Source organism: Variovorax sp. AB1(2024), assembly GCF_037482385.2.
In the GTDB taxonomy this organism is placed as follows: Bacteria; Pseudomonadota; Gammaproteobacteria; order Burkholderiales; family Burkholderiaceae_C; genus Variovorax.
The window spans coordinates 3,669,820-3,696,053 of sequence record NZ_JBBHKP020000001.1 but is presented as its reverse complement, the minus strand read 5'-3'; the positions used below and the strand labels follow the sequence as shown (position 1 = coordinate 3,696,053).

Sequence of the window (26,234 nt, the reverse complement as noted above, 5' to 3'; positions counted from 1 at the left end):
TTGGGGGCATGGACAAGCATTTCCTGAATCCGCTCTTCGCCCCGGCCTCCATCGTGGCCTTCGTCGGCCACGCCGACGACCCCGGCGGCCAGACGCCGGCCGGCCGCACGCTGCGCGAAGCCTTCCGCGCCGACCGATTCGACGGCACGCTGCGCTTCCTGGACGTGCGTACCAAGGGCACGCTCGAAGAACTGGCCCAGACCCATGCCGACCTGGCGCTGATCGCCCTCGCACCGCGCGACGTGGCCGCCGCACTGGAGATCGCGGGCCGCATCGGCTGCACGGCCGCGGTTGTCATTTCCAGCGGCATCAGCGCCGACCAGGCGGCCCAGTGGCGCAAGATCGCAAAGCGCGAAGGCGTGCACCTGCTCGGGCCCAACTCGCTGGGCTTCCAGCGCCCGCCGCTGCATCTGAACGCCAGCGTGGCCGGCCCCCTCGCCAGCACCGGGCCGCTGGCGCTGGTGTCGCAGTCGGGCGCGCTCACCGCGTCGATGCTCGACTGGGCGCGGCAGAACGGCGTCGGGTTTTCCAGCGTGGTGTCGCTGGGCCCGCACACCTCGGTCGACATTCCGCAGGTGCTCGACTTCCTGGCCAACGACCGGGCCACCCACAGCATCATCGTGTACCTCGAAGGCATCGCCGACGCGCGCCGCTTCATGAGCGCGCTGCGCTCGGCCTCGCATGCCAAGCCGGTGGTGGTGCTCAAGGCCGGCCGCAAGCCGGCGGGCAACGAAGCCGCGCAGACGCACAGCGCCGCCATCGTGGGCAGCGACGACGTGTTCGACGCCGCGCTGCGCCGCGCGGGCGCGGTGCGGGTGCGCTCCTTCGTCGAGCTGTTCTCGGCGGCCAAGTGCCTGGCCTCGCGCTACCGGCCGGTGGGCAAGCGGCTGGCGGTGGTCACCAACGGCGGCGGCCCCGGCGTGCTGGCGGCCGACTGGATCAACGAGATCGGGCTCGACCTGGGCAAGCTCTCCGCGCCCGTGCAGAAGTTGATGCTGCCGTCGCTGCCGCCGCTCGCTTCATTGACCGACCTCATCGATCTTTCGGAAGACGCGCAGCCCGCGCACTACCGCGCAGCCATCGACGCGGCCTCGGCCGACAGCCAGGTCGACGGGGTGCTCGCCATCTTCTCGCCCAAGGCCGGCGCCGATGCCGCGGCCACCGCCAAGGCGCTGGCCGACATTCCGCGCCCCATGAACAAGCCGCTGCTGGCCTGCTGGATGGGCGACTCGTCGGTGGGCAAGGCGCGCGCGGTGCTGGCCGAGGCCACCATTCCCAGCTTTCGCACGCCGGAGGCGGCCGTGGGCGCCTTCGGCAACATCGCGGCCTTCTACCAGAACCAGCAGTTGCTGCAGCAGACGCCGCCGCCGCTGTCGGCGCTGGCCAAGCCCGACATCGAAGGCGCGCGCCTGCTGATCGAAAGCGTGCTGGCCGAGCGGCGCCGCGTGCTGACGGAGATGGAGTCGAAGTCGCTGCTGTCGTCGTTCCACATTCCCATCACCCGCACCTTGCTGGCGCGCAGTGCCAACGAGGCCATGATGATCGCCACGCAACTGGGCTTCCCGGTGGCGCTGAAGATCGATTCGCCCGACATCCCGCACAAGTCCGACGTCGAAGGCGTGGCGCTCAACGTGATGAACGGCACCAGCGCGCGCGACACCTACGTCGAGATGATGGAACGCGTGGCACGCCTGGCGCCCGAGGCGCGCATCAACGGCGTGACCGTGCAGAAGATGGTGCGCGCGCGGCGCGGCCGAGAAATCTACGTGGGCCTGGTGACCGACCAGCCATTCGGCCCCGTCATCGTGTTCGGCGCGGGCGGCACCATGATCGAGCTGCTGAACGACCGCGCCATGGAGCTGCCGCCGCTCAACCAGTTCCTGGCGCGCCGGCTCATCGAACGCTCCCGCGTGGCCGAAACCCTGGGCGAATGGCGCGGCGCCAGCGCGGTGGACATGGAGGCGCTGGAGCACGTGCTGCTGCGCGTGTCGGAAATGGTGTGCGAGCTGCCCGAGCTGCGCGAGATGGACATTAACCCCATCATCGTTGACGAGTCGGGCGCCATCTCGGTCGATGCGCGCATCGTGGTCGACAGCAGCACGCAGGCGGTGTCGGGCCAGCTGGGCAATGCGGCCAACGGCTACCACCACCTGGCCATCATGCCGTACCCCGCGCGCTACCGGCGCGAATGGCCGCTGCCGGGTGGCGGCATCTACATCGTGCGGCCGGTGCACCCCAACGACGCGCAGATGCTGCAGGCGCTGGTGCAGGGCCTGTCGCCCGAGAGCCGCTGGTTCCGCTTCGTCTCGCGCTTCCACGAGCTGCCGCCGTCGATGCTGTCGCGCTTCACGCTGATCGACTACGACCGCGAGATGGCGCTGGTGGCGGTGGTGATGGAGCGCAGCGTGTCGCCCGAAGGCACGGTGCTCGAGAGCGAGCGCATCGTGGGCGTGTCGCGCTACATCACCAACCCCGACCAGACCAGCTGCGAGTTCTCGCTGGTGGTGGCCGACGAGTTCAGCGGCAAGGGCATCGGCTCGCGGCTGATGGAAAGCATCATCGACGTGGCGCGCGACAAGGGCCTTTCCGAAATCGACGGGCTGGTGCTCGCCAACAACCCCGACATGCTCAAGCTGGTGCGCAGGCTGGGGTTCACGGTGAAGTCCTTCCCGGAGGATCCGGACTTCAAGCTCGTGACGTACATGCTGTAGCGCGGCAGGCAGCCTGTTCAGGCCTTGGGCATGCCGTCGCTGCCGCTGCCGCACAGCACGACGGCGATTTTCTCTTCGTCGCGGCGCTCGAAGCAGCGCTGGCTCACGGCCGCCAGCGCGGTGGCCGCGCCCAGCTCGATGGCCAGTCCCGCGTGCTGCCAGGCGGAACGGGCCGCGTCCTCGATGACTTCTTCATCGACCAGCACGATCTCGTCGACGTACTTCTCGATCAGCTCGAAGTTCAAGGGCTCGGTCGAGCGCGCCGCGAGGATGGGCACGCGCGTCTTCACGTTCTCCAGCTTCACGATGCGGCCTTCCTTGCGGCAGGTGTGGAGCGTGGGGCAGCCCGCCGCTTCCACGCCGATGACGCGGATCGACGGCTTGAGCAGCTTGGCCGCCTGCGCAATGCCCGCGAGCAGGCCGCCGCCGCCGATGGACACCACCAGCGTCTCGACCTCGGGCCATTCATCGATGATTTCCAGCGCGGTCGTGCCCTGCCCGATCACCACGTCGCGGTCGGCATACGGATGCAGCAGCGCGCCGCCGTGCTCGGCCACGTTGGCGCCGGCGGCGTCCCAGCTCTGGTCCCAGAAGTCGCCGTGCACGGTGAGCCTGGCGCCGTGGCTCTCGATGCGCGCCCGCGTGATCGGCGTGCTGGTGTTCATCACGAACACGTTGGCCGGCAGGCCCAGCGTCTTGCCGACGTAGGCCACGGCCGCGCCGAAGTTGCCGCCCGACGCGGTGGCCAGCCCCTGCCTGCGCACGTCGTGCGACAGATTGAGCACGCGGTTGAAAGCGCCGCGCGCCTTGAAGGAGCCGGTGACCTGGTTGCACTCGGCCTTGAAGCGCACCTGCGCCGCGCCGCCGGGCACCCAGGGGTGCGCATCGACCAGCGGCGTGTGGCGGATGTAGGGCCGCACGCGGGCATGGGCCGCGCGGTAGTCGTCCAGCGTGATCGGGGTGGTGTTCTCGCTCATGCGGCAGCGCCTTCCTCGTCTTCGACCAGCACGCACAGGTTGTTGCCCTGCTTCACGATGCCGAAGGTGCGCTGCGAATACACCGTGCCGCCCTTGGCGAAGCGCACTTCGCGCGGCGCCAGCGCGGGCTCGGTCAGCAGGTGCAGGTAGCCGGCCAGCTCGCCGGCGGCCACCGTGTCGCCGAGTTGGTGCAGCGGCTCGAAGTAGCCGTCGCCCGGCGACAGCAGGTTGCCGCCGTCCGGCACGATGTGCACGCGGCGGCTCGCCGGCGGCGTGGCCGGCAGCTCGGCGGGCACCACGCCCAGCCGTGCCAGCACGCGCGACAGGCACTCGCGCGTGCGCTTCACACCCTTGGGCGACACGCTGCCGTTCTCGCCCATCTCGGCTGCGATCGCCGCCAGGCCCAGGTGAGCCGCTGCGCCGCAGCTGGTGCGCGGATCGCCCATGTTGTCGGTGATCACGGTGAACCTGGCGCCGAACCAGCGCGCCATGTCCTCGGCGCGCTCGCGCACTTCGGGCGCCAGCGTGGGCGTGACCACCACTTGCGCGCTCTCCTCGATGAACAGCGAACTGCCGCCCGCGTGCAGGTCGACATACGCGTCGCACCTGGGAAACAGCACGTCGTGGATGAACGCGGCGATCTGCTCGGTCGGCGTGCCGAAGGGGTCGCCCGGGAACACGCGCGCCAGGTTCTTGCCGTCGAGCGGGCTCACGCGCGAGGCCGCGCGCAATGCCGGCGCGTTGGCCGCGGGCATCAGGATCAGGCGGCCCTTGACCTGCGCGGCGTCGAGCGTGCGGATCAGCTCGTTGATGACGATCGGGCCTTCGTACTCGTCGCCATGGATGGCGCCGGTGACCAGCACGGTCGGCCCGTCGCCATTGCCGATGACGGCCAGCGGCAGCGCGACCGCGCCCCAGGCATCCTCATGCCCCGAGTACGGCAGCCACGCATGGCCGACCTGCTTGCCGGGCCTGGCCCAATCGATGTCCGTGAAAACGGTGGAAGGACGCGGCTGGCTCACTTCACTTCTTTCTGCTCGTCCTTGAACCACTTCAGGCGCAGCGCCGCAAGGCTGCCGTCGGCGGCCTTGGCGTCGATGATCTTGTTCATCTCGGCCAGCAGCGCGGTTTCGCTGGGCTGCACGGCCATGTAGGCGGGGCTGATGCGGATCAGCGACTTCATCTCGATGCCCTTGGCGGGGTTCTCATCGGCCACCTTCTGGGCGATGAAGTTGTTCTCGGCGAACAGCGGCGCCTGGCCCGACAGGAAGGCCGAGATGGTCGAGGCCGTGTCTTCCAGGCGGATCAGCTTGGCGCCGGGCGCCAGTTCGCTCAGCGACAGGTCGGGCGTCGAGCCCTTGGGCACCGCCACGGTCTGGCCCGCGAGCTCGCTCAGCTTGGCGAACTTGGGAATGCCCTTGCCGCCGTACACGCCCAGGTACACCGCCGCATAGGGCTTGGAGAAGGCGACCTGCTTGGCGCGCTCGGGCGAGCTGCCCAGCGCCGCGATCACCACGTCGACCTTGTTCGACAGCAGGTAGGGAATGCGGTTGGCGCCGGTCACCTGCTGCAGCTCGAGCTTCACGCCCATGGCCTTGGCCACGTTCTCGGCCAGTTCCACGTCCAGGCCCGTGGGCTTGCCGGCCGCGTCGGTGAAGCCCCAGGGGGCGGCGTCGATGGTCGTGGCGATGCGGATCGTGCCCTTGGCCTTGATGTCCGCGAGCTTGTCGGCATGCGCGAGCAAGGGAGCGGCGCAGACCAGCGCGGCGGCGAACAGGGTTTTCATTTTGAACATGGAAGCTCCTTGGGGAAGACGAAAGAGATCAGACGACGGATTGGACAAACTGCTGGAATTCGGGGGTCTGCGGGCTGCCGAACATGCGCTCCGGCGTGCCGCGCTCCCAGATGCGGCCCTGGTTCATGAAGAGCACCTCGGAGGCCACGCGGCGCGCGAAAGCCATCTCGTGCGTGACGACCATCATGGTCATGCCGTCGCGCGCCAGGTCTTCCATCACGCGCAGCACCTCGCCGACCAGTTCGGGGTCGAGCGCGGAAGTGGCTTCGTCGAACAGCATCAGCTGCGGCGACATGGCCAGCGCCCGCGCGATGGCCACGCGCTGCTGCTGGCCGCCCGACAACTGAGAGGGCATGGCGTCGAGCTTGTGGCCCAGGCCCACGCGCTCCAGCATGCGCCTGGCCAGGTCGCGCGCCTCGCCCTTGGCGATCTTCCTGGTCAGCACCGGCGCCAGCGTCACGTTGGCCGCGGCCGACAGGTGCGGAAAGAGGTTGAAGCTCTGGAACACCATGCCCACGCGGCGGCGCAGCAGGGCCAGGTCGGTGTCGGGCGACTGCACATCCACGCCGTCGACCACGATGCGCCCCGCGCTGATGGTCTCCAGCCCGTTCACGCAGCGCAGCAGCGTGCTCTTGCCCGAGCCGCTGCGGCCCACGAGCGCCACGATGTCGCCCTTGGCCACTTCGGTGGACACGCCCCGCAGCACATGGTTGTCGCCGAAGTGCTTTTCGACCGATTCAATGAGCACGAGCGGCATTCATGCGTCCTTCCAGAGAGAGTGCCAGCCGGGCCAGCGGGTAGCAGATGGCGAAGTAGCACAGGGCCACGCCGCAGAAGACAGGCAGGTGCGCCAACGTGGAGCCGGCGACGATCTGGCCCGATCGCGTGAGCTCGACCAGCCCGACGAGCGCGGCCAGCGAGGTGTTCTTGATGAGCTGCACCAGGTAGCTCACCGTGGGCCCCAGCGCCACGCGAAAAGCTTGCGGCCACACCACGTGCCGCATGACCTGCCAGCGGCGCAGGCCCACGCAGGAGGCGGCCTCCCACTGGCCCTTGGGCACCGATTCGATGGCGCCGCGCCAGATGTCGCCGAGGAACGCACCGGCCGACAGCGAGAACGCGGCCGCAGCGGCCATGAAGGCGTTGATCTCGATGCCCAGCAGCATCGGCACGCCGAAGTACAGCAGGAACAGCACGCCCAGCAGCGGCGTACCCTGCACAAGCTCCGTGTAGATGCGCGCCAGCACGCGCAGCCAAGGCAGCCGCGAAGTGCGCGCGACGGCCACGCCGAGCGCGATCACCGCGCCGACGGAGAACGCGGTGACGGCCAGCGCGGCGGTCCAGCGGATCGCGCCCAGGATGAGCCAGAGGTCGGCAACGGAAAGTCCGCGCATCTCAGCCCTCCTTGCCGAACAGGCGGCGCTGCACGAAGCCGAGGATCACGCGCAGCGCCTGCACCGCCACGAAGTACATCGCGCAGATCACGAGGTAGACCTCGAAGCTGCGGAAGGTGCGCGAGTCGATGAAGCTGCCGGCATGGAAGATGTCTTCCACCCCGATCTGCGAGATGAGGCTGGTGCCGATGAGCGTGAGCACCATCTGGCTCGCGAGCGAGGGAAACACGTTGCGCAGCGCCGGCACGAAGAGCACGTGCACCAGCACCTGCCGCGGCCGCAGCCCGAGCGCGGCGCCGGCTTCCGACAGGCCGCGCGGCACCGACATCAGCCCCGAGCGGAACACCTCGACCATGTAGGCGCCGCAGTACAGCGCCAGCGAAATCACGCCCGCCACGGGCGCCTCCAGCCGTATGCCCAGGTTGGGCAGGCCGAAGTAGATGAGAAAGAGCTGCACCAGCGCCGGCGTGTTGCGGAAGAACTCCACATACACCCGCGTCACGCCGCGCAGCGGCTTGCCGCCGTACACCAGCGCCAGCGAGCCCGCCACGCCGATCGCCATGCCCAGCACGATGCTCGACGCGGCATAGCCCAGCGTGTGCAGCAGCCCTTCCACCAGTTGCCCGGTGTAGGGGGCGAGCGCGTCGAACTGGAACTGGTAGGCCATGGCTCAGTCCACTTCCAGGATGGCCTCGACCTCGACGGTCTGGTGGCCCGGCAGCGAACCCGCGCCGATGGCCGAGCGCGCGCCGCGCCCCACTTCGTCGCCGAACACATCGACGAACAGGTCGGAGCAGCCGTTGATGACCTTCGGGTGATGCGCGAAGCCCGGCGAGGCATTCACGAAAGCCAGCAGCTTCACCACGCTGCGCACGCGCCCGAGGTCGCCCAGCGCGGCCTTGGCCACCGCCAGGAGGTTCAGCCCGGTGAGCCGCGCATGGGCGTAGGCAGCCTCGATGCTCACTTCCTCGCCGACACGGCCCACGTGCAGATGCCCGTTCGCCTCCAGCGGACCCTGGCCCGAGAGATACAGCAAGGGGCCGGTGCGGCGCCAGGCCACGAAGTTGGCGACGGGTGCCGGTGGCGGCGGCAGCACCAGGCCGAGCGCGGCGAGCCGCTCTTCGGGGCGGGGACTGGGGCCGCGGGCCGTGGCCGCCGGCGCCGTGTTGGAATCCAGGGTCATTGAGAACACTTCACCGCAGCGCCGCACGGGGGCGGCGCAGGGTCAACCTTTCGACGAAAATCAACAGCTTCGGACGGATTGGTCAACCAATCCGGAACCAGACAACGCAGCCTCGTATGACTGCGTAATGAATTCATTCTAAGATTCTTAATTGTGATTGGTCAACCATTTTGGCGAACTCTGAAACCATGGATGCAAAGCCTGTCTCGCAACCCCTGATCGAGGTCACCGACCTGTCGGGCCGGATCGCCGCGCAGGACAAGGCCACCGCCTCGAAGGTCTACCGCGCCATCCTCCAGTCGATCCGCGACGGCGTGCTCAAGCCCGGCGACAAGCTGCCCAACGAGCGCGACCTGTCGGAGCAGTTCAAGACCTCGCGCAGCACGGTGCGCCATGCGCTGGCCATGATGAGCGCGCAGGGCCTGCTGGAGCGCAAGGTGGGCAGCGGCACCTTCCTGGCGGAATCGCTGATGCAGCTGCTCAGCGAGTCCGACCTGCCCGTGGCGGCCCACCACCGCGACGTGCCGACCTACACCGAGATCCTCGAAGGCCGGCTGCTGTTCGAGCCGGCCATGATGGCGCTGTCGGCCCAGCGCGCCGACGCCGATGACTTCGCGCTCATGCGCCACCACCTGGCCGTGGTGCGCGACGCCGACCAGTGGATCGCCTTCAAGGAAGGCATCTACGGCGTGCACCAGGCAATCTTCCGCGCCACGCGCAACCGCTTCCTGATGCAGGTGTTCGACGCGGTGGTGGCCGACCGACGCGCGGTGCAGTACGACGGGCGCTCCAACCTCAACGGTCCGGTGGGTGCCATCGTGCGCGAGCAGACGCTGCGCGAGCTCACCGCCATCGTCGACGCGCTCGAGGCACGCGACGCCAAGGGCGCGACCGCGCTGGCCGACGCGTACTTCACGCGCATCCTCGCGTCGCTCAGCGTCTACGGCTAGGCGCCGCGTGCCGATGATCCGCGCGATCCTGCGTTTCTCCGGCCGCCTGCTGCTGTCGCTGGCCGTGGTGCTGACGGCGCTGTGGGCCTGCCTTGCGCTCTGGTACCAGCTGCCGGGGCCGGTATTCGTGAAGGCCGGCGCCGGCGTGCTGTGGGCCGGCTTCGGACTTGCCGCCATCGCGCTGCTGTGGCGCGGCAGGGCCGGGCGCGCCCTGCTCTCCTACGCCGTGGGCTTCGCGATGCTGCTCGCATGGTGGGGCACCATCCTGCCCTCGCAGGACCGTGTGTGGGCCGACGACGTGTCGCGCCAGCTGCGCGCGCGCGTGGACGGCAGCATCGTCACCATGGAGAACGTGCGCAACTTCGAATGGCGCAGCGACACCGACTACACGCAGCGCTGGGAAACGCGCCGCTACGACCTCGACCGCCTGCGCACGGTCGATGTGTCGCTCTCCTACTGGACCGGCCCCGCCATTGCGCACACGCTGGTTTCGTTCGGGTTCGACGACGGCCGGTTCCTCACCTTCTCCATAGAGATCCGCAAGGAGCGCGGCGAGAGCTTCTCGTCGGTCGGCGGCTTCTTCAAGCAGTTCGAGACCAGCCTGGTGGCGGCCGACGAGCACGACATCCTGCGCGTGCGCACCAACGTGCGCGGCGAAGACGTCCACATGTACCGCGTGCGCCTGCCGCAGCCCGAGATGCGCTCGCTGTTCCTCGCGTACCTGGACGAGGCCGACGCGCTGGTGCGCGCGCCCAGCTTCTACAACACGCTCACTGCCAACTGCACCACCATCGTCTACGCGCTGGCCAGGCGCATCGTGCCCGGCCTGCCCATGGACTACCGCCTGCTCGCATCGGGCTACCTGCCCGACTACCTGTACGACGTGGGCGGCCTCACGCCGGGCTACGACATGCAGGCGCTGCGCGCCGCCGGGCGCATCACCGAGCGCGCCATCGCCACCGACAAGACGCCCGGCGCCGATTTCTCGCAGACCATCCGGCAAGGCTTGCCGGGCGCAGCGCCGAAAGCGGCGCCATGATGATGCGCGCGCGCTTTCATCTGCTCGCGGCCCTGCTGTGCGCAACGATGCTGGCCGCCGGCTGCGCTGGCGTGAAGGTCGGCTCCATCTCGCCGGCCGAATACCTCGCGCAGCGGCGCGGCGACATCCTCACCACGGGCAAGCTCAGCACCTCCGCGCAGGAAGTGCTGCGCGTGATCGGCTCCGACGCCGACCTGTGCCGCCGCGACGGCCAGGCCTGCCGCCAGGCCCTGGCCGATTCGGCGGGCATCACCGACGAGCAGCGGCTTTCGGCCTTGTCGGAGGTCTGGCTGCAGGTGGCGCTGTCGGCGGACAAGGGCGGCACGACCGATGGGCCGTCGGCCGACAAGGCCATCGACGCATGGCTGGAAACCGCCCGCCATGCCTATGCCTACCTGTTCTTCACCGCCCGTAACCCGCGCGACCGGGCTTTCGAAGACCGGCAGACGCAGGTGCGCGACTACTACAACTATGCGGTGCAGCAGGCCATCAACGGCCTGTACAGCAGCTACCAGAAGAATGGCCGGCGCGGCCACGACGACACCCGGCCGCCCACTGTTCCTCAGGTGGGCGACTGGCACATCGACAGCGATGTGTCCGCGCTGCAGCTGCCGCCCGGAGCCGCGTTGCCGCAAGAGCTGATTCCCGCGGCTTCGCTCACCTTCTCCGGCCTGCGCAACATCTACCGGCGCGACGGCTTCGGCGCCGAGCTTGTCGCCGTGACCGACGAGCCCGCCCACGGCGCCAACGCGCCGCCCTACCGCGAGACGCCCTTCCCCGCGCTCACCGCGGTGCTCAAGTTCGACGGCGCCGACCTGCGCCAGGTGCTGGCCACGCGCAATCTGCGCATCGTGGTGTTCGACCCCTACCGGACATCGACGGTGCAACTAGGCGGGCAGGACATTCCGCTGGCCGCCAACTTCACCTCCGGCTACGGCCTGTGGCTCGCGCGCTCCGACTTCGCGCTGCAGGCGCTGCGCAGCCTCTTCGGCAGCGCTGACGGGCTCACGAGGCCGCGCATCTACCTGATGCAGCCCTACGACCCGAACCGCCGCACGATCATCATGCTGCACGGCCTGGCCAGCAGCCCCGAGGCATGGATCAACGTGGCCAACGAGGTACTCGGCGACGAGACGCTGCGCCGCAGCTATCAGGTCTGGCAGGTGTACTACCCGACCAATGCGCCGCTGCCGCTCAACAACCTCGCCATCCGCGAAGCCGTGGAGCAGACCATTGCGCACTTCGACCCCACGGGCAAGGCCCGCGCGTCCAACGACATCACGCTGATCGGCCACAGCATGGGCGGCGTGCTGTCGCGGCTGATGGTGTCTTCGTCGGAAGACAAGCTGTGGGAGGCCCTGCTCGCAAGCTACCCGATGCAGGGCGCGCAGCAGCAGCGCATCGAACAGCGGCTCGCGCCGTACCTGCGCTTCGAGCCCTTGCCGCAGGTCAGCGACGCCATCTTCATCGCGTCGCCGCACCGCGGCACCGACTTTGCCAACAACCGCATCTCGCGCTGGGTGGCCAACCTCATCACGCTGCCGGTCACCATGCTGGGGCAGCTGAGCGACATCTCGCGCGAGCTGATCCGCATCGCACCGGGCAAGCAGGACCAGGGGCCGCTGCGCATTCCGAACAGCATCGACAACCTCAGCGACCGCGATTCCTTCGTGCGGCTGTCGTCGGGGCTGCCGATGAACCCGCGCGTGCGCTATCACTCGATCATCGGCAACGACACGGCGGGCGTGCCGCTCGCCGCGTCGAGCGACGGCATCGTGCCGTACCAGAGCGCGCATCTCGAAGGCGCGGCGTCGGAGCTGGTGATCTCGTCGCAGCACAGCGTGCAGGAGAACCCGCTGGCCATCCTGGAGATCCGGCGGATCCTCAAGGAGCAATTGCGCACGGAGCCCGCACCCGCACGCTGAAATCGCGTGCCCTTCGCCGATTGCGCGCGGATGTGATGAAGAACACATCCGCGCCCCGAAACAGGCTGCGCGCGGCGGCCTTAATTCATACGATCGGTTTCGCTTTGATTGGTGCGTGAACCGGCTCCCGGGTCACCGACTGCATCGAAGCGCTTTTGCTTCAAGATGCCGCCCTCTCCTTCCTTCGAAACCGTTGTCGCACACAGGCCACCGCCACCAGAACTCCATCTGGTGACCCAGCCCGACGAAGCCGAAACGCGCACCGCCAGCGCAGCGGCGGTCGCGAGTGCGTTGTGCCATCTGTTCACGAAAGCCAGCGAGCCGGAACTCGCGTCGTTGCTGCGTTCCATCGAACAGGGCGATGCATCGGCGGCGGCGCGGCTGGCGCACGAGATCCTCAGGCCCATCGCGTTCCCCTCGCAGGCACCACCGGCAACCGTGGATGCCGACGTCGAGGCCATGCAGCACTTTCAACCCGCGGAAGCGAACGCGCTGCTGTCCTCGCGCGAGCTCAAGGTGCTGTGGCTCATCTCGCGCGGCTGGAGCAACCGCGAGATCGCCGAAGCCACGCATCGCTCCATCAACACCATCGAGGCGCAGCTCAAGAGCATGTATCGCAAGCTGGGCGTGAAGTCGCGCACGCAGGCGATCCGCGAGGCGATGAAACATGGCCTTCTGATCTGGCGCTCGAACAGCGGCGATCCGTCGGCGATGGCGATGAACGACGCAGGCCCGGTCGGCCTGCGGGCCTGAACGCCGCGCTAAGATGCGGGCCGCGGTTGCAAGCCGCGCCCGGGCCCGCGGGAAGGGTTGAACCCACTTGCCTCCATGTGTTGCTGATTCATTCATCAGCCTTTTGTGCAGCCGGAATTACGGGTCCTCGGCGTCCGATGCACGGAGGTTTTCATGAAGCGCATTCCCGCACGGCCCGACCTGGGCCACCTGAAGAAGCAAGCCAAGGAACTGCTTGCTCTGTACCGGGCCGACGACCCCGGCGCCACCACTCGATTCCGCGACGCACTGCCGGCTGCCGCCGGCAAGAGCGATGCCGCGATCGCCTCGCTCGGCCTGCGGCTGCATGACGCGCAGTCGTGCGTGGCGCGCGAATACGGCTTTGCCTCCTGGGCCGACCTGCAGGGCTTCGTGCTCGCGCGCAGGGCACAGGCGGACGATCCCGCGAAGACGGTGTTGCATTGGCTGCGCTGCGTGTACGCGGGCGACATCGCCGGCGGCGCGGACCGCGCGAGGCCCTCAGTCGCCGTTCGTCTGCTGGAAGAAAGCCCGGGCCTGTTGGGCGACGACCCCTACCTCGCATGCGCCATCGGCGACGAAAGCGCGCTGCGCCGCGCGACGGCGCAAGACCCGGGCTGGATTCATCGGCCGGGCGGGCCGCTCAAGCTGCCGCCGCTCGTCGCGGTCGCGCATTCCAGCCTGCTGACACTGCCGGCTTGTCGCGACGGCCTGCTGGCCTGCGCCCGGCACCTGCTCGAGGCCGGCGCCGATGCCAACCAGTCGGTCGGCAACCGCTGGCCGCCGGCATCGCTCGAGGCACCGGACGAGAACGAGCGCCTTTCCGCGCTCTACGGCGCCGCCGGCCAGAACCGCGATGCCGAACTCACCCGGCTGCTGCTGCAGGCCGGCGCCGATCCGAACGACAACGAATCGCTCTACCACTCGCTGGAGAACGCGGCCTGCGTCGAGCTTCTGCTGAAGGCCGGGGCGCGCGTCACCGGCACAAACGCGCTGTATCGCGTGCTCGACCTCGATGCGCTCGAGTCACTGCGCCTGCTGCTCGCGCACGGCGGCGACGCCAACGAACCCGCCGGGAGTTCGCCCACGTCCGAATGGGGCACGCCGCTGCTGTGGGCCATCCGGCGCCGGCGCTCTCCTGCGCACATCGCGGCCTTGCTGGCCGCGGGCGCAAATCCTTCAGTCACCACGCCGGACGGCACCAGCGCCTGCACCGTCGCCCTGCGCTTCGGGCTGACGGAGGTTGCGCGGCTGCTGCAGCAGGCCGGCGGCGGATCGGCGCTGCCCGAAACCGAAGCCTTCGTCGCGGCCTGTGCGCGGGCCGACGGAGCGGCCGCGCGGCAGATGCTGGACAGCAACCCCAAGCTCATGGAAACGCTGTCGGAACCCCAGCTCCGGCTGCTGCCCGAGCTCACGGCCCAGGGAGGCTGCGACGATGCGGTGAAGCTCATGGTCGAACTCGGCTGGCCGGTCGCCGTGAGCGCCGGCGACTGGGACGGCTCGGCGCTCAACCACGCCGTGTTTCGCGGCAACGCAGCCCTCGCCCGCTTCCTGCTCGAACACGGCGCCAGCTGGGAAGAACGGCACGGCTTCGACGACAACGCCTGCGGCACGCTGTCATGGGCCTCGGTCAATGAGCCGGTGGAAAGCGGCGACTGGGTCGGCTGCGCCGAAGCGCTGGTCGCGCACGGCATGCCCTCGGCAAGGCCGGACCCTGCGGGCACCGACGGCGTGCTGATCGGTGCGCAGCGCTATCGGTTTTCGGAAGAGGTCACGGACTACCTGCTGGGCGCATCTGGTCAGCGATAGACGCTCTTGATCAGGGCTCGATCCGTCGGCACGTCGTCCCCGTGGGCAGCCCTGTTCAGTGCCAGGTGCTGCACCAGTGCTTCCGGCTGGCTGCCTTCCACGATCAGGCGGCCAAGCCACCGGCTGTGCAACGCAGCTTCCATCAACACCGATTGGCCACACTCGGTGATGCCGTTGCGCATGAGATCCAGCTTGCGCAATACGGGCGAAGCCCCGATCAGCCTGGCCGCGCAAGCTGCGCCCTCATCGCCCATCTGGTTGGCGGGTGCGCCGAGTGCTTTGGCCGAAGCCGCATGGCCAAGATTGAGGGAAAGCAGGCTTGAACCCCGGGCCGCCTCGAAGAGTGCCCTGGCCCCATGGCTCCCGATACCGTTGCTCGCGAGTTCGAGCGTTTGCAAGGTGCTGTTCTCACGCAGGGCTTGCGCCAGTTCGATCGCGCCTGCGTCGCCGAGGTGATTCGCGCTTGCGTACAGTTCTTCGATCTGCGGCGCCTCGCGCAACAGCCGCGCAAGGTCCGCTGCCACCGCAGGCCCAAGCCCGTTGCCACTCAAGTACAGGCTTCGCAGGCCGTTGCCGCCCGCGCACAGTGCGTCGACCACCGCGCGCACACCCGCGCCGCGAAGATCGGTGTTGACCAGATCGAGCACTCGAAGATTTCGGTTGCCACGCAGCATGCGCGCGATGCTCTGCGCCCCTTCCGCCCCCAGCGGGTTGCGCTTGAGCCAGAGGCCTGTGACCTGCGGTGCCTGCGCCACCGCAACCGCCAGCTCGCCCGCGCCCTCGGGGCCGATGTTGTTGCAGCCCAGGTAAAGCACCTCGAGGTGCGCATTTGCGGCCGCCAACCTGGCGACCGCCCCCGCACCTGCATCGCCAATGGCGTCAGTACCCAGCATGAGGCTGCGCACCCGGGTGTTGTGCCGAAGCGCCGCGACCAGCTGCAGGCAGTTGTCCGTGCCCAGGCTCTGCTTGCACAGATCCAGCCGGCCGTCGTCCAGCATGGTTCCGCGCGGAAAGCGCCGGCTGCCCTGCACGGCACTGTCGGCACTCAGGTGATCGAGCAGGGGCGTCAGCTCCCGCACCTCGCATGGCGTGATCGCAACGCGATGAACTGGGCAATGCACCGGGCTCTCGTCCATCCGCAGATCACCAGGCATAGGGTTCGTAGTCCTTGAGGAAATGCCCGAACAGCGGAGTGTCCGGCTCGTTGATACCGCGAGCGATCGGGTCGAACAGTCGGGCCATGCCGTCGACAACATCCAGCGGCGTATAGAAATGCCGCGCCTCGCGCGCGTGCATGGCCCGCGGGTAAGGCTTCTCGTCCGTCACCCAGCCGGTATCGACGGCGTTCATGTAAATGCCGTCGCGGGCCCACTCCTGGGCGCTGGTGCGCACCAGCATGTTCAGCCCAGCCTTGGCCATGTTGGTGTGCGGATGAAACTCCGTCTTGTCGATGCGGTTGAACTGCCCCTCCATCGCCGAGGCCTGCACCACGAAACGGCGGGGATATGGAGAACGCAGCAACGCCGGCCTGAGCCGGCTTGTCAGCAGGAAAGGGCTCACGGCGTTCACGAGCTGCACTTCCAGCAGTTCCAGCGTGGACACTTCGTGCAGCCGCTGAGACCAGGAATTTTCCGGCCGCTTGTCGAGCGCCTGACCGTCGCTGTCCAGCTCCTGCGGCGCGAAGTACTCGCCATAGCCCGGCAGCTGCCCCTGGTAGTTGCCCTTGGCCTCCAGCAGCCATGGCGTCGGCTCGGCAGCCATGAGCGCCGCATAGAACTCGCGAGGACGCTTGATGGTCTGGGCCGCGTTGTTGACGAGGATGTCGAGGTGCGGCAAACGCCGGCACAGCTCGTCGGCAAAAGCTTCCACCGACGGGATGTTGCGCAGGTCCAGGGCCTCCAGCGCAAGCCGGCTGCGCCACGTGTCGGCATCGGGCATCGCGAGGAATCGCTGAAGTGCATCCTTCGGGAAGCGGGTGGTGACGACGACGTCGGCGCCATCGCGGAGCAGGCGCAATGCGGTCTGAAAACCGATCTTCACCCGCCCGCCCGTCACCAACGCAACGCGCCCTCGCAGATCTGCACGTTGGGCTCGCTTGGCCCAGTTCTTCTCCGAGCAGCCGGGGCACAGCAAGTGATAGAAGTGATGCAGTTCGCCGTAGGGCTGCTTGCAGACATAGCAGCGCTGCAGCCGCAACAGCGCTCCGCTCGCGTTGGAAGAAGCGGAAGAATCCGGCAGTGCGGTCGCTCCCTCCTGTGCGCGCACCAGGCCGGTCCGCAGGCGTGCATCCTGCAGTTGCGCGGCGGCCGTCGCCTGAAGCGCCTGTCGCTTGACGCGCTTGGACTGTCTCTGGATCTTGGCAACCAGTGTCTTGAAGCGCGGATGGTCGTCCATGCTGGAGGGATCGTCCGAGACTGCTTGCAACACCCGCAAGGCAATCGCCAGCTCTTCGTCCGTGAAGCCCACGTCTGGCAGACCATCGATCAAAAATCACTCCCCGGATGCGCATCGACCGTATCCACGCCGAATCCGCGTGGGGAAAACGAGCTGGATTTGAACCAGCGCTCCCCTCCTGCAAGGAGGATGTGCTTCCGCTACACCACCGCTCTCCGGCAGCGATTCTAAGAACGAATCCACGGTGATCTCGGCCGCGTGCGGCAAAAAAAACGGGCCTCGCGAGCCCGCCCAAAAGTCGCCCACCGGGTTGCAGGAAGCACAGCCCGGCTCCGACTCACCTCGAACTCATTTCCACTCTTCCTCTCCCCTCTTCCCTTGCTTCAAAACGAGCGCCAGCCGAGTTCGGGCGCGATGCGCCGCGACAGGTCGCTCAATATCTGTTCGTACTCGTCGCCCGAAAAGTGGTAGGGCAGCTCCACCCGCAATTCGTGCACGTGCGGCAGCACCGGGTCCTTGCGCAGGCGCTCCAGGATCTCGTCGGCAGTGCCCACGAGGTCGGTAGCGAACAGCGTGCGGCGCTCGCCCTGCGGTTCAAGCGTGCGCTCCACGCGGCCGGCCGCGAACGCGCGGTAGCGCTTGCGCGTGGCGGCATCGGCGCCGTCCAGTGGGACGATCACGCGGCCCAGCGCGATGCGGCCCCGGCGGGTGTCCGTCTCGCTCTGGCGGTAGCGCTCGACCAGGCCCAGCTGGGCATTCAGGAAATCGCTGGTGGTCTCGCCCGAGAGTACATTGCCCAGCAGCAGGTTGAAGCCGTTGCGCCCCGCCCACTCCACCGAGCGCAGCGAGCCGCCGCCGTACCAGAGCCGGTCGACCAGGCCCGGCGCATGTGGCTGCACCCGCGGGCGCACGCGACCGCCTGCCGATTCGACGAAGGTCTCCTCGTCGCCCAGCCATGCATCTTCCAGGTTGGCCTTGAGCCGCCCGACCCGCTTGTGCGTGAAGTCGACGATGTTCGGCGCCGCGTCGTAGAAGCGGTTGCCCAGCAACGCGCCATGCAGAGGCGCACCCGCGCTCAGGCCCACCTGCAGCCGGCCGCGCGAAAGCACGTCGACCGTGGCCAGGTCTTCCGCGAGCCGGAACGGGTTTTCGTAGCCCATCTGGATCACCGCCGCGCCCAGCTCGATGCGGCGGGTGCGCTGCGTCGCCGCGGCCAGGAAGGTCGCGGCCGAAGACACGCCGCGCTCCAGGTGCCGCTGCCGTACCCAGGCACCGTCGAAGCCCAGCTTCTTGCCGAACTCGAACAGCTTCAGCGCGGCCTCGAAGCCGGCGTATGCATCGCCCTCGGCAAAGTTGCCGGGCGTCAGGAAGCCAAGGTGCCGGATGCTCACGGTGCGAACTTCGGCAGGCCGGGCGGGTTGGTCTCGGACTTGGGCAGGGCCTCTTCCGCGAGGCTCCAGCGCGCGAGCGCCTTCTCGTACAAGCCGTTGCGGATCAGCCCGTTGGCGGCCGTGGTCAGCGCCACGGCCAGGCCGCTGCCCTTGCGCGTGGCAATGGCCACGTCGGACTTCAGCGGCCAGCCCGCGTTCACCGTGCCGACCAGCCTGATCTGCCCGTTCTTCGCAGCCTCGTAGGCCTGCGGCGCGTTCGGGTTGAAATTGGCGTCGACCCGCCTGGTGACCACCGCCAGCGTGCGCGATACATCGTCGTCGTAGTACTGCAGCTCGGCGGCTTTCAGGCCGGCCGCGAGGTTGCGCTTGTTCCACTCCAGCAGGATGCGTTCCTGGTTGGTGCCCGCGCCGGTCGTGATCTTCAGGCCCGCGATGTCCTTCGGCTCCTTGATCGACTTGATCGGGCTGTCGGCCTTCACGTAGAACCCGTGCAGGCCCAGCCGGTAGGTGGAGAAGTCGAACTTCTCCTTGCGCTGCTCTGTCACGCCCACGTTGGAGATCACCGCGTCGTACTTGCCCGAACTCAGGCCCAGAGGCCAGTCGGCCCAGGCGATGGGCTGCAGGTCGAGCTTCAGGCCCAGCGCGTCGGCGATGAGCAAGGCGAAGTCGGGGTCGAAGCCGACCACGGTCTTTGCGTCGCTCGCGTAGGTCGAGATGGGCGGCGCGAACGGCGCAATGGCAACGGTCAGCACGCCCTCCTTCACGAACTTGTAGTTCGGTGGAATGGCGCGAATGGCCTCGGCGTCCCTGGCGGCGCGCGGACGGGCACTCTGCTCCGCGCTGAAGTCGAACTTTTCGGCGGCGTGCGCCATGCCAGTTGCCAGCGTGAATGCGCTCAGCGCGACAAGGCCACGAGCGATGTTCTTGAAATTCATGGTCATCAGTTCTTCGGCAGTCCGGGCGGGTTGGTGCGCGAGGCCTGAATGGCCTCGGATTCCAGGCTCCAGCGCGTGAGCGCCTTGGCGTAGTTGCCGTTCTTGATCTGCGCGTTGAGCGCCACGGTGATCGCCTCGGCAATGCCGGAGCCCTTGCGCGAGGTGACGGCGATCTCGGCGTTCAGTGGCCAGCCGCCGGAGAACACGCCAGCCAGCCGCGTCTTGCCGTCGCGCGCCTCGTAGGCCGCAATGGCGTTCGGCCCAACGTAGGCATCCGCCCGGCCGGATTGCAGCGCCAGGCGCTGCACCACATCGTCGTCGTAGTACTGGATGTCGACCGGCTTCAGCCCGGCCGCCAGGTTCTGCTTGTTCCAGCGCAACAGGATCTGCTCCTGGTTGGTGCTGGCGGCCACGATCACCTTCAGCCCCGCGATGTCCTTCGGCTCCTTGATGGCGCCCAGCTTGCTGTCGGACTTCACGTACACGCCAATCTGGTCGTTGCGGTAGGTCGAGAAGTCGAACTTCTCCTTGCGCTGCTCGGTCACGGTCACGTTCGACACCACCACGTCGAACTTGCCCGACTGCAGTCCCAGCGGCCAGTCGGCCCAGGCGGTGGACACCAGCTCCAGCTTGCGCCCGAGGCTGTCGGCCACCAGCTGCGCGATGTCGGGCGCGTTGCCCACCGGGGTCTTGGTGTCGGTCGCATAGGCCGCGAACGGCAGGCGGCCCGTGGTCGTGCCGACGACGAGCACGCCCTCCTTCAGGAACTTGAAGTCCTTGGCCAGCGCGACGACCTGCTCGATCTTTTGCGCGCGCGGCCGGCCTGCCTGCTCCGGGCTCAGGTCGGGCGCCGGTTGCGCGGAGACGGCCAGCGGCACCAGCAGCGCAGCGAGCAGAGCGGACAGGATGTTTCGTCGGTGGGTCATGAAGTGCGATGCAGTGAGAAAGGAAAGAAAGAAAAGAAAGGAATCAGAGAACCTTGGCCAGGAACTCGGCCGTGCGCGGATGCTCCGGCGCGTTGAACACCTTGTCGGGCGTGCCGGTTTCCAGGATGCGGCCGCGCTCCATGAAGACGATGTTGTCGGCCACCTCGCGGGCAAAGCCGATCTCGTGCGTCACGATGACCAGCGTGGTGCCCGAGAGCGCCAGCTCCTTGATGACGGCCAGCACCTCGCCCACCAGCTCGGGGTCGAGCGCCGAGGTGGGCTCGTCGAACAGCAGCACCTTGGGCTTGAGCGCCAGCGCCCGCGCGATGGCCACGCGCTGCTGCTGGCCGCCGGACAGCTGGCGCGGATAGGCGTGCGTCTTGTCGCCCAACCCGACGCGCACCAGCAACTCGGAGGCCAGTGCCTCGGCCTCGGCCCGCGAGAGGCCGCGCACCGACACCGGCGCCTCGACGATGTTCTCCAGCACCGTGAGATGCGGGAACAGGTTGAAGCTCTGGAACACCATGCCCACGTCGACACGGCGCTTGAGAATCTCTTTCTCGTGCAGCTCGTAGAGCGTGTCCGCGTCGCGGCGGTAGCCGATGAGCTCGCCGTCGATGGCGATGAAGCCGTCGTCCACGCGCTCCAGGTGGTTGATGGCGCGCAGCAGCGTCGACTTGCCCGAGCCCGATTGCCCGAGGATCACCGTCACGCTGCCTTTGCCCACGGTGAGCGTCACGTCGTCGAGCACCTTGAGCGCGCCGAAGCTCTTGGAAACGCCGTGGATCGTCACCTCGCCGCCCCGCGCGAGCGGGTCGGTCCAGCGCGGCACCTGCTCCGCGGCCTTTGCTGGAGGCGCTTCGACCCCGGGAGCCGCCTGCGGTGCCTTCGTGCGCCGCAGCCCGCGCAGCACTCCGCCCAGCCGGGAAGCCGGCGGATTTCGCAGCGCGCCGCGCGCGAAATGCCGCTCGATATAGTGCTGCGCCACCGACAGCACCGTGAGGATGATGAGGTACCACACCGTCGCCACCATCAGCAGCGGAATCACTTCCAGGTTGCGCCGGTAGATGATCTGGATCGTGTAGAACAGCTCGGGCAGCGCCAGGATGTAGAGGTTCGACGTGCCCTTGGCCAGCCCGATGATGTCGTTGAAAGCCGTCGGCAGGATGGTGCGCATCGCCTGCGGCAACACGATGCGGAACGACTGCCGCCGGCGCGACAGCCCCAGCGCCGCCGCCGCCTCCAGTTGCCCCTGCTCCACGGACAGGATGCCGCCCCGAACGATCTCCGACGCGAAAGCCGCCTGGTTCAGCGTGAGGCCGAGCAGCGCCGCCACGAAGGGGCTGATGAGCTGCGTGGTCGGATACGAGAAGAAGGTGACGTCGGTGCCCGGTATGCCCAGCGTCACCGTCTCGTACAGGTAGCCCAGGTTGTTGATGATCAGCAGCAGCACGATCACCGGCACCGAGCGGAAGATCCAGGTGAACACCCACGACAGCCGCGACAGCAGCGGCGAGCGGGACACCCGCGCCAGCGCCAGCGCGGTACCGAAGAAGAAACCTAAGAGCGCGCCCAGCGCCGTGAGCATCAGCGTGCGGCCGAGCCCTTGCAGCACCGGTTCGGCGAAGAACCACTCGGCGAAAACGCCCCAGCCCCAGCGCGGGTTGGTGAGTGTCGAATGCAGCACGATGCCGATGACCAGCAGCGCGAAGACGGTGCCGGCGGTGCGCGCCGGGTAGCGGGCCGGCACGACGCGGAAATGCGAGTAGTCGCCGTTGGCCGGTGCCGGCGTCGGGGCTACGGGTGCGACGCGCTGCGGTTGCGGCGCGTGGGCCGATGCGGTGTCTAGAACGGTCGTGTTCATCGCCGCGCCGCCTCTGCTGTTGCCGTGACGCGCGTGTTGGCAAGAACCCGTGAGGCGCCCACGTCGAGATGCTTCTCGAACGGCAGCTTGCGCGGCGTCTCCGGATCGTCCGGCGGTTCGAACAATGCGGTGTAGCCGTGGCCCAGGTACAGGCCCACGGCCTCGGGCTGGCGAAAGCCGGTCGTCAGATAGATGCGCTCGTAGCCCTGCCGCAGCACCTGCGCCTCCAGCTCCGCGAGCACCTTGCTCGCCAGGCCCTGGCGGCGCAACGCGCTGTCGGTCCACACGCGCTTCAGCTCGGCGGTGCGCTCGTCGTGACGCATGAATGCGCCGCCGCCGATGGCAACGCCGTCGCGCAGCAGCAGCACGAAGTTGCCACCATGCGATGGTGCAAACAGTTCTGGCGGATAGCGGTCCATCTCGCGCGGGGCACCCGGCTCGCGCAGTACGTCGCCGTAGCGGCTGTCGTACTCGAAGGCCAGGCCTTCGATCAGCGGCTTTGCGCGCGGGTCGAGCGGCGTGGTGCAGAGAAACTGTTCGCTCATCAGGCAGCCTTCCGTACTGCCGGCGTGCCTTGCTGCGCCTCGTAGCGGCTCGCCTTGCGCGGAAGTCCCAGGTGGTCGCGCAGCGTCTGGCCCGGCAGTTCGCGCTGGTAGCGCCCGCGCGCCTCCAGCGCCGGGATCACGAACTCGATGAAGTCGTCCAGCCCCTGCCCCAACACCGGAAAGCCGAGGATGAAGCCGTCGGCCGCGCCCTCGTCCACCCAGCGGATGATCTCGTCGGCAATGCGCTCGCCGCTGCCCACGAACTGCGTGCGCGGCGTTGCCACTTCCAGCGCCACTTCGCGCAGGGTCAGGCCCTTGGCTTTCGCGTTGGCCTTGATGCGGTCGGTGGTCGAGCGGAAGCTGTTGCGCCCGATCTCGCCGAGTTCGGGGAACGGCGCGTCCAGCGCGTACTGGCTGAAGTCGTGGTGGTCGAAGAAGCGGCCCAGGTAGGCCAGCGCTTCGTCGATGGTCAGCAGCTCGCGGATCAGCCGGTACTTGGCCTCGGCTTCTTCCTCGGTGGCCGCGACCACCGGGCCGATGCCGGGGTAGATCTTCACGTCGTCGACCTGCCGGCCTTGCGCCACCGCGCTGGCCTTTACCTCCCGCAGGAAGTTGCGCGTTTCGTCAAGCGAGGGCGAGTGGGTGAACACCGCGTCTGCGTATTTGCCCGCGAGGCCGACGCCCGCGTCCGACGAACCGGCCTGGAAGATCACCGGCTGCCCCTGCGCCGAGCGCTGGATGTTCAGCGGCCCCGCCACTTCGAAGAAGCGGCCCTTGTGGTCCAGCGTGTGCAGCTTCTCGCGGTCGAAGAACTGGCCGGTCTCGCGGTTGCGCACGAAGGCGTCGTCGTCCCAGCTGTCCCACAGACCCTGCGTCACGGCCAGGTATTCGTCCGCGATCTCGTAGCGCTGCGCGTGCTCCGGGTGCGCGCGGCTGTAGTTCCTGGCGCTGCCTTCCAGCGGCGTGGTCACCACGTTCCAGCCCGCGCGGCCGCCGCTGATGAGGTCGAGCGAAGCGAACTGGCGCGCCACGGTGAACGGGTCGCTGTAAGAACTGGAGACGGTGCCCGCGAGACCGATCTTCGAGGTCACGGCCGCGAGCGCCGAAAGAATCGAGATCGGCTCGAAGCGGTTCAGGAAATGCGGGATCGATTTCTCGTTGATGTAGAGCCCGTCCGCCACGAAGGCGAAGGCGATGCCCGCCGCCTCCGCCTTCTGCGCGGTGCGCACGAAGAAGCCGAGGTTGACGCTGGCATCGGCCGGCCCGCCCGGATGCTTCCAGGAGTTCATGTGGCTGCCGGCCCCTTGCAGCATGACGCCGAACTTGATGTTGCTCATGACGATCGCTCTTGTTGTTTGATGGAGGAAAAGGCTCAGGCCGGCACCGTCTCGCGCGCCCTGGCCAGCAGCTCGACCGAGGCGTGGCGGGCCGCGAAATCGGCGACGGGAATGTCGATGACGAACTCCTCGATGCCGAAGCGCTCGCTCAATGCATCGAGCGCATCGCGCACCTCTTCGCCGGTGCCGGCAATCACATGCGGGCGGCGCTCCTCGGTGCGGTAGTCGCTCACGCCGGCCTGCCGCGCGAACTCCGCTGCGGCCTCGAGGCTGGGCAGGTTGACGGTCTGGCCCGTGGGCAGGTGCACGCGAAAGCTGCGCAGCGCGCCCACCAGTCGGGCGGCCTCCTCGTGCGTCTCGGCCGCAAAGGCGAAGAGCGCTAGCAGCGGCGCACGGCCGGCGCGCTCGCGGTAGGCCTCGACCGACTGCGCAAGGTTCACCGGGTCGCCGTTGAAGTGCCCCGCATAGACGAATTCCCAGCCGAGCTGCGCCGCGAGCACCGCGCTCTCGGGGCTGCCGCCGAGCAGCACGCGCTGCGGCAGTTGCGGCGGGTTGGGCGTAGCCACAGCGCCGGCCAGCGCATGGCCACTGGCCACGCCGTCGTGCAGGAAGGCATCGAGCTCGCTGAGCCGCACCGCAAAGTCTTCGTGCCTGCGGACCGGGTCGTGCAGCCACTGCAACGCCTTGCTCGTGAGCGGCAGGCCGCCAGGCGCCTTGCCGATACCCAGGTCCACGCGGCCGGGCGCCAGCGAGGCCAGCACGCGGAAGGTTTCTGCCACCTTGAACGGGCTGTAGTGCTGAAGCATGACGCCGCCCGTGCCGATGCGGATGAGCGAGGTCTTCGCGAGCAGGTGCGATGCCAGCACCTCCGGCGCCGAGCCTGCATAGTTCCTGTTGCCGTGATGCTCGGCGAGCCAGTAGCGGCGGTAGCCCAGCCGCTCCGCGCTCTGCGCCAGCGCGATGGTGTGCTGGAACGCCTGGGCGGCGTTCGCGCCTTCAGGGATCAGGCTCTTGTCGAGCAGGGACAGCGAGTAGGACACGGTGTGCGGCGGGAGACGCCCTTGAAAGAATTGCTGCGAATTCTCCCGGGCATGGCGCGCACCGTTTGCGCTGAATTTCTATATCGATATCTGCTGGATGCCCGGTCGCCAGCCACCGATGGCAGTCACGGCAAGGCTAGTGAAGCGGGTGCCGGGGCAGGCTGATGGTGAAGACGCATTCCGATCCCGGCACGTCGCGCACCGTCAATGTGCCCTGGTCGGCTTCGATGCTCTGCCGGGCGATCGACAGCCCGAGGCCCAGGCCGGCCCTGCTGTCGTCGTTGGGCTTGAAAGGCACGAACATCTTTGCGACGCCGCCGGGCGGCAGGCCTCCGCAATGGTCTTCCACGTCGATGTGCACGTGGTCGCCGAAGGCGTATGCATTCAGCGTGACCAGCGAGTTGTGTCGCGTGAACTTGAAGGCGTTCTGCAGCAGGTTGGCCAGGGCCGCGTGCAGCAGTTCGCGGTTGGCCAGAACCCCGAGCAAGGGGTCCACGGCGCGTACTTCGAAGACGCTGCCTTCGGTGCTGGCGTCGAGCCGCGCCGCGACCTCGACGTCTGCGATGAACGCCGCCACAGGGAAAAGCTGGCGCTGGTCGGAGCCCTCGGCCCGCACTTCCGCGGTGGCCCTGCCGATCAACAGGCCGAGCGTGGAAAGGCTGCGCTTCAGGACCGCACCGGTAGCGCCGCCGATCGGCATGTTGCCCAGCTCGAGCGCCCGAACGGCGAGAGTGGCGGTGCCGAGCGCGTTGCGCAGTTCGTGAACCAGAAAGCCCAGCCGCTGCTTCTCGAACGCCGTTCGCTGTACAGCCAGTTGGGCATCGCGCTGAAAGCTGAACTCGGTGACGGCATCCGCAATGGCGTTGTCCAGGCAGCGGTTCAGCGTACGAAACTCGGCCACGGCAAAAGGCGCGTTGCGCTCGAATGCCAGGTCGGTGATCGCCTGGCAAAGATCGCCGTAGTCGTGAACCACCTGGTCGACCGTGTAGCCGAGGTCCAGCAGCGCCTTGCCGTGCGCGGTGGCGCTCAACCCTATTTCGGACAGCGCGCGCGAGTCTCCGCCTGAGGGGCCCGAAATGGCGATGCTGGCAGCCTCGTTGTCATCGCTCTCCGCCGCCAGTGTTCGCGTAAGCTGGTCCAGGAACATCGGCACACCGTGGGCCAATTGCTGCTCCGTTGCCGCACGCTGGTGGCGTTGGGCGACCTTCAATTTGCACCTGGCGACCAGTTCGTCGCGGTTGCCGAAAAGAAAACGATGCATATACGGTG

General features: G+C 68.1%; 23 protein-coding genes and 1 tRNA gene. 6 read left to right on the top strand and 18 right to left on the bottom strand.

Going from position 1 to position 26,234, the window contains the following annotated elements:
* The first annotated feature begins 8 nt into the window (after positions 1-8).
* Complete coding sequence (locus WIX39_RS17305) at positions 9-2,711, top strand: bifunctional acetate--CoA ligase family protein/GNAT family N-acetyltransferase (RefSeq protein ID WP_106934530.1); 2,703 nt, start codon at positions 9-11, stop codon at positions 2,709-2,711.
* A gap of 17 nt (positions 2,712-2,728) precedes the next feature.
* Here the strand turns inward: WIX39_RS17305 and WIX39_RS17300 are convergent, their stop codons facing one another.
* From WIX39_RS17300 to WIX39_RS17270, 7 genes are read right to left on the bottom strand one after another with little or no spacing between them, the layout of a single operon-like run.
* Positions 2,729-3,688 carry a threonine ammonia-lyase gene (locus WIX39_RS17300; protein WP_106934531.1) on the bottom strand — a complete coding sequence of 320 codons (960 nt, stop codon included), beginning with the start codon at positions 3,686-3,688 and terminating at the stop codon, positions 2,729-2,731.
* Entirely contained in the window at positions 3,685-4,710 is a 1,026-nt protein-coding gene (locus WIX39_RS17295) for a succinylglutamate desuccinylase/aspartoacylase family protein (RefSeq protein ID WP_106934532.1), read from the bottom strand. The genes WIX39_RS17300 and WIX39_RS17295 overlap by 4 nt, the downstream gene beginning before the upstream one ends.
* Entirely contained in the window at positions 4,707-5,483 is a 777-nt protein-coding gene (locus WIX39_RS17290) for a transporter substrate-binding domain-containing protein (RefSeq protein ID WP_205367046.1), read from the bottom strand. Before WIX39_RS17290 ends, WIX39_RS17295 begins: the two co-directional genes overlap by 4 nt.
* Positions 5,484-5,511: 28 nt before the next feature.
* A complete protein-coding gene (locus WIX39_RS17285; RefSeq protein ID WP_106934534.1) occupies positions 5,512-6,240 on the bottom strand; it encodes an amino acid ABC transporter ATP-binding protein in 729 nt (242 codons plus the stop codon).
* The gene (locus WIX39_RS17280) at positions 6,221-6,877 is read right to left on the bottom strand and encodes an amino acid ABC transporter permease (protein ID WP_106934535.1); all 657 of its coding nucleotides are present in this window, start codon (positions 6,875-6,877) and stop codon (positions 6,221-6,223) included. The genes WIX39_RS17285 and WIX39_RS17280 overlap by 20 nt, the downstream gene beginning before the upstream one ends.
* Before the next feature lies 1 nt (position 6,878).
* Entirely contained in the window at positions 6,879-7,544 is a 666-nt protein-coding gene (locus WIX39_RS17275) for an amino acid ABC transporter permease (protein WP_081271577.1), read from the bottom strand.
* 3 nt (positions 7,545-7,547) lie between these two features.
* The gene (locus tag WIX39_RS17270) at positions 7,548-8,060 is read right to left on the bottom strand and encodes a RidA family protein (protein ID WP_106934536.1); all 513 of its coding nucleotides are present in this window, start codon (positions 8,058-8,060) and stop codon (positions 7,548-7,550) included.
* 188 nt (positions 8,061-8,248) lie between these two features.
* On the opposite strand from WIX39_RS17270, the gene WIX39_RS17265 reads away from it, so the two are divergent.
* The 5 genes from WIX39_RS17265 to WIX39_RS17245 all read left to right on the top strand — a co-directional run bounded on the left by WIX39_RS17265 (position 8,249) and on the right by WIX39_RS17245 (position 14,533).
* Positions 8,249-9,010, top strand: coding sequence for a FadR/GntR family transcriptional regulator (locus tag WIX39_RS17265; RefSeq protein ID WP_081271579.1), 762 nt, complete (start codon positions 8,249-8,251; stop codon positions 9,008-9,010).
* A gap of 13 nt (positions 9,011-9,023) precedes the next feature.
* Positions 9,024-10,049 carry a DUF4105 domain-containing protein gene (locus WIX39_RS17260; protein WP_106937443.1) on the top strand — a complete coding sequence of 342 codons (1,026 nt, stop codon included), beginning with the start codon at positions 9,024-9,026 and terminating at the stop codon, positions 10,047-10,049.
* Positions 10,046-11,974 carry an esterase/lipase family protein gene (locus WIX39_RS17255; protein ID WP_325002110.1) on the top strand — a complete coding sequence of 643 codons (1,929 nt, stop codon included), beginning with the start codon at positions 10,046-10,048 and terminating at the stop codon, positions 11,972-11,974. Before WIX39_RS17260 ends, WIX39_RS17255 begins: the two co-directional genes overlap by 4 nt.
* Positions 11,975-12,205: 231 nt before the next feature.
* On the top strand, positions 12,206-12,727 hold the full coding sequence (locus WIX39_RS17250; protein WP_159053603.1) for a response regulator transcription factor: 522 nt from the start codon (positions 12,206-12,208) through the stop codon (positions 12,725-12,727).
* Between the two features lie 153 nt (positions 12,728-12,880).
* Positions 12,881-14,533 (top strand): ankyrin repeat domain-containing protein, encoded by a 1,653-nt coding sequence (locus tag WIX39_RS17245; protein WP_409195463.1) that lies wholly within the window; start codon positions 12,881-12,883, stop codon positions 14,531-14,533.
* Here WIX39_RS17245 and WIX39_RS17240 read toward each other — a convergent pair.
* The 11 genes from WIX39_RS17240 to WIX39_RS17190 form a co-directional block, all read right to left on the bottom strand.
* Positions 14,524-15,669: a hypothetical protein gene (locus tag WIX39_RS17240; protein WP_409195462.1), complete on the bottom strand. Its 1,146-nt coding sequence runs from the start codon at positions 15,667-15,669 to the stop codon at positions 14,524-14,526. The two genes, WIX39_RS17245 and WIX39_RS17240, sit on opposite strands and share 10 nt — an antisense overlap.
* Positions 15,670-15,676: 7 nt before the next feature.
* A complete protein-coding gene (locus tag WIX39_RS17235) occupies positions 15,677-16,927 on the bottom strand; it encodes an SDR family NAD(P)-dependent oxidoreductase (RefSeq protein ID WP_409195461.1) in 1,251 nt (416 codons plus the stop codon).
* 140 nt (positions 16,928-17,067) lie between these two features.
* Positions 17,068-17,143, bottom strand: a tRNA-Ala gene (locus WIX39_RS17230).
* A gap of 167 nt (positions 17,144-17,310) precedes the next feature.
* Positions 17,311-18,318: an LLM class flavin-dependent oxidoreductase gene (locus tag WIX39_RS17225; RefSeq protein WP_409195460.1), complete on the bottom strand. Its 1,008-nt coding sequence runs from the start codon at positions 18,316-18,318 to the stop codon at positions 17,311-17,313.
* Positions 18,315-19,259, bottom strand: a complete 945-nt coding sequence (locus tag WIX39_RS17220; protein WP_409195459.1) for an ABC transporter substrate-binding protein — start codon at positions 19,257-19,259, stop codon at positions 18,315-18,317. Before WIX39_RS17220 ends, WIX39_RS17225 begins: the two co-directional genes overlap by 4 nt.
* Complete coding sequence (locus tag WIX39_RS17215; RefSeq protein ID WP_409195458.1) at positions 19,259-20,179, bottom strand: ABC transporter substrate-binding protein; 921 nt, start codon at positions 20,177-20,179, stop codon at positions 19,259-19,261. Before WIX39_RS17215 ends, WIX39_RS17220 begins: the two co-directional genes overlap by 1 nt.
* A 43-nt stretch (positions 20,180-20,222) precedes the next feature.
* Entirely contained in the window at positions 20,223-22,043 is a 1,821-nt protein-coding gene (locus tag WIX39_RS17210) for an amino acid ABC transporter permease/ATP-binding protein (RefSeq protein WP_106934543.1), read from the bottom strand.
* A complete protein-coding gene (locus tag WIX39_RS17205; protein WP_106934544.1) occupies positions 22,040-22,588 on the bottom strand; it encodes a GNAT family N-acetyltransferase in 549 nt (182 codons plus the stop codon). Before WIX39_RS17205 ends, WIX39_RS17210 begins: the two co-directional genes overlap by 4 nt.
* Positions 22,588-23,925 (bottom strand): LLM class flavin-dependent oxidoreductase, encoded by a 1,338-nt coding sequence (locus tag WIX39_RS17200; protein WP_106934545.1) that lies wholly within the window; start codon positions 23,923-23,925, stop codon positions 22,588-22,590. Before WIX39_RS17200 ends, WIX39_RS17205 begins: the two co-directional genes overlap by 1 nt.
* Before the next feature lie 35 nt (positions 23,926-23,960).
* Complete coding sequence (locus tag WIX39_RS17195; protein WP_106934546.1) at positions 23,961-24,965, bottom strand: LLM class flavin-dependent oxidoreductase; 1,005 nt, start codon at positions 24,963-24,965, stop codon at positions 23,961-23,963.
* 136 nt (positions 24,966-25,101) lie between these two features.
* Positions 25,102-26,226 (bottom strand): sensor histidine kinase, encoded by a 1,125-nt coding sequence (locus WIX39_RS17190; RefSeq protein ID WP_106934547.1) that lies wholly within the window; start codon positions 26,224-26,226, stop codon positions 25,102-25,104.
* Positions 26,227-26,234: the final 8 nt, after the last annotated feature.

Excerpts from the sequence above, each read along its gene's own strand:
- WIX39_RS17235 (WP_409195461.1), bottom strand. The coding sequence starts at position 16,927 with ATGGACGACCATCCGCGCTTCAAGACACTGGTTGCCAAGATCCAGAGA.
- WIX39_RS17240 (WP_409195462.1), bottom strand. The coding sequence starts at position 15,669 with ATGGACGAGAGCCCGGTGCATTGCCCAGTTCATCGCGTTGCGATCACG.
- WIX39_RS17300 (WP_106934531.1), bottom strand. The coding sequence starts at position 3,688 with ATGAGCGAGAACACCACCCCGATCACGCTGGACGACTACCGCGCGGCC.
- WIX39_RS17210 (WP_106934543.1), bottom strand. The coding sequence starts at position 22,043 with ATGAACACGACCGTTCTAGACACCGCATCGGCCCACGCGCCGCAACCG.
- WIX39_RS17305 (WP_106934530.1), top strand. The coding sequence starts at position 9 with ATGGACAAGCATTTCCTGAATCCGCTCTTCGCCCCGGCCTCCATCGTG.
- WIX39_RS17260 (WP_106937443.1), top strand. The coding sequence starts at position 9,024 with ATGATCCGCGCGATCCTGCGTTTCTCCGGCCGCCTGCTGCTGTCGCTG.
- WIX39_RS17205 (WP_106934544.1), bottom strand. The coding sequence starts at position 22,588 with ATGAGCGAACAGTTTCTCTGCACCACGCCGCTCGACCCGCGCGCAAAG.
- WIX39_RS17290 (WP_205367046.1), bottom strand. The coding sequence starts at position 5,483 with ATGTTCAAAATGAAAACCCTGTTCGCCGCCGCGCTGGTCTGCGCCGCT.
- WIX39_RS17215 (WP_409195458.1), bottom strand. The coding sequence starts at position 20,179 with ATGACCCACCGACGAAACATCCTGTCCGCTCTGCTCGCTGCGCTGCTG.
- WIX39_RS17285 (WP_106934534.1), bottom strand. The coding sequence starts at position 6,240 with ATGCCGCTCGTGCTCATTGAATCGGTCGAAAAGCACTTCGGCGACAAC.
- WIX39_RS17200 (WP_106934545.1), bottom strand. The coding sequence starts at position 23,925 with ATGAGCAACATCAAGTTCGGCGTCATGCTGCAAGGGGCCGGCAGCCAC.
- WIX39_RS17190 (WP_106934547.1), bottom strand. The coding sequence starts at position 26,226 with ATGCATCGTTTTCTTTTCGGCAACCGCGACGAACTGGTCGCCAGGTGC.
- WIX39_RS17265 (WP_081271579.1), top strand. The coding sequence starts at position 8,249 with ATGGATGCAAAGCCTGTCTCGCAACCCCTGATCGAGGTCACCGACCTG.
- WIX39_RS17280 (WP_106934535.1), bottom strand. The coding sequence starts at position 6,877 with ATGCGCGGACTTTCCGTTGCCGACCTCTGGCTCATCCTGGGCGCGATC.
- WIX39_RS17275 (WP_081271577.1), bottom strand. The coding sequence starts at position 7,544 with ATGGCCTACCAGTTCCAGTTCGACGCGCTCGCCCCCTACACCGGGCAA.
- WIX39_RS17245 (WP_409195463.1), top strand. The coding sequence starts at position 12,881 with ATGAAGCGCATTCCCGCACGGCCCGACCTGGGCCACCTGAAGAAGCAA.
- WIX39_RS17270 (WP_106934536.1), bottom strand. The coding sequence starts at position 8,060 with ATGACCCTGGATTCCAACACGGCGCCGGCGGCCACGGCCCGCGGCCCC.
- WIX39_RS17255 (WP_325002110.1), top strand. The coding sequence starts at position 10,046 with ATGATGATGCGCGCGCGCTTTCATCTGCTCGCGGCCCTGCTGTGCGCA.
- WIX39_RS17220 (WP_409195459.1), bottom strand. The coding sequence starts at position 19,259 with ATGACCATGAATTTCAAGAACATCGCTCGTGGCCTTGTCGCGCTGAGC.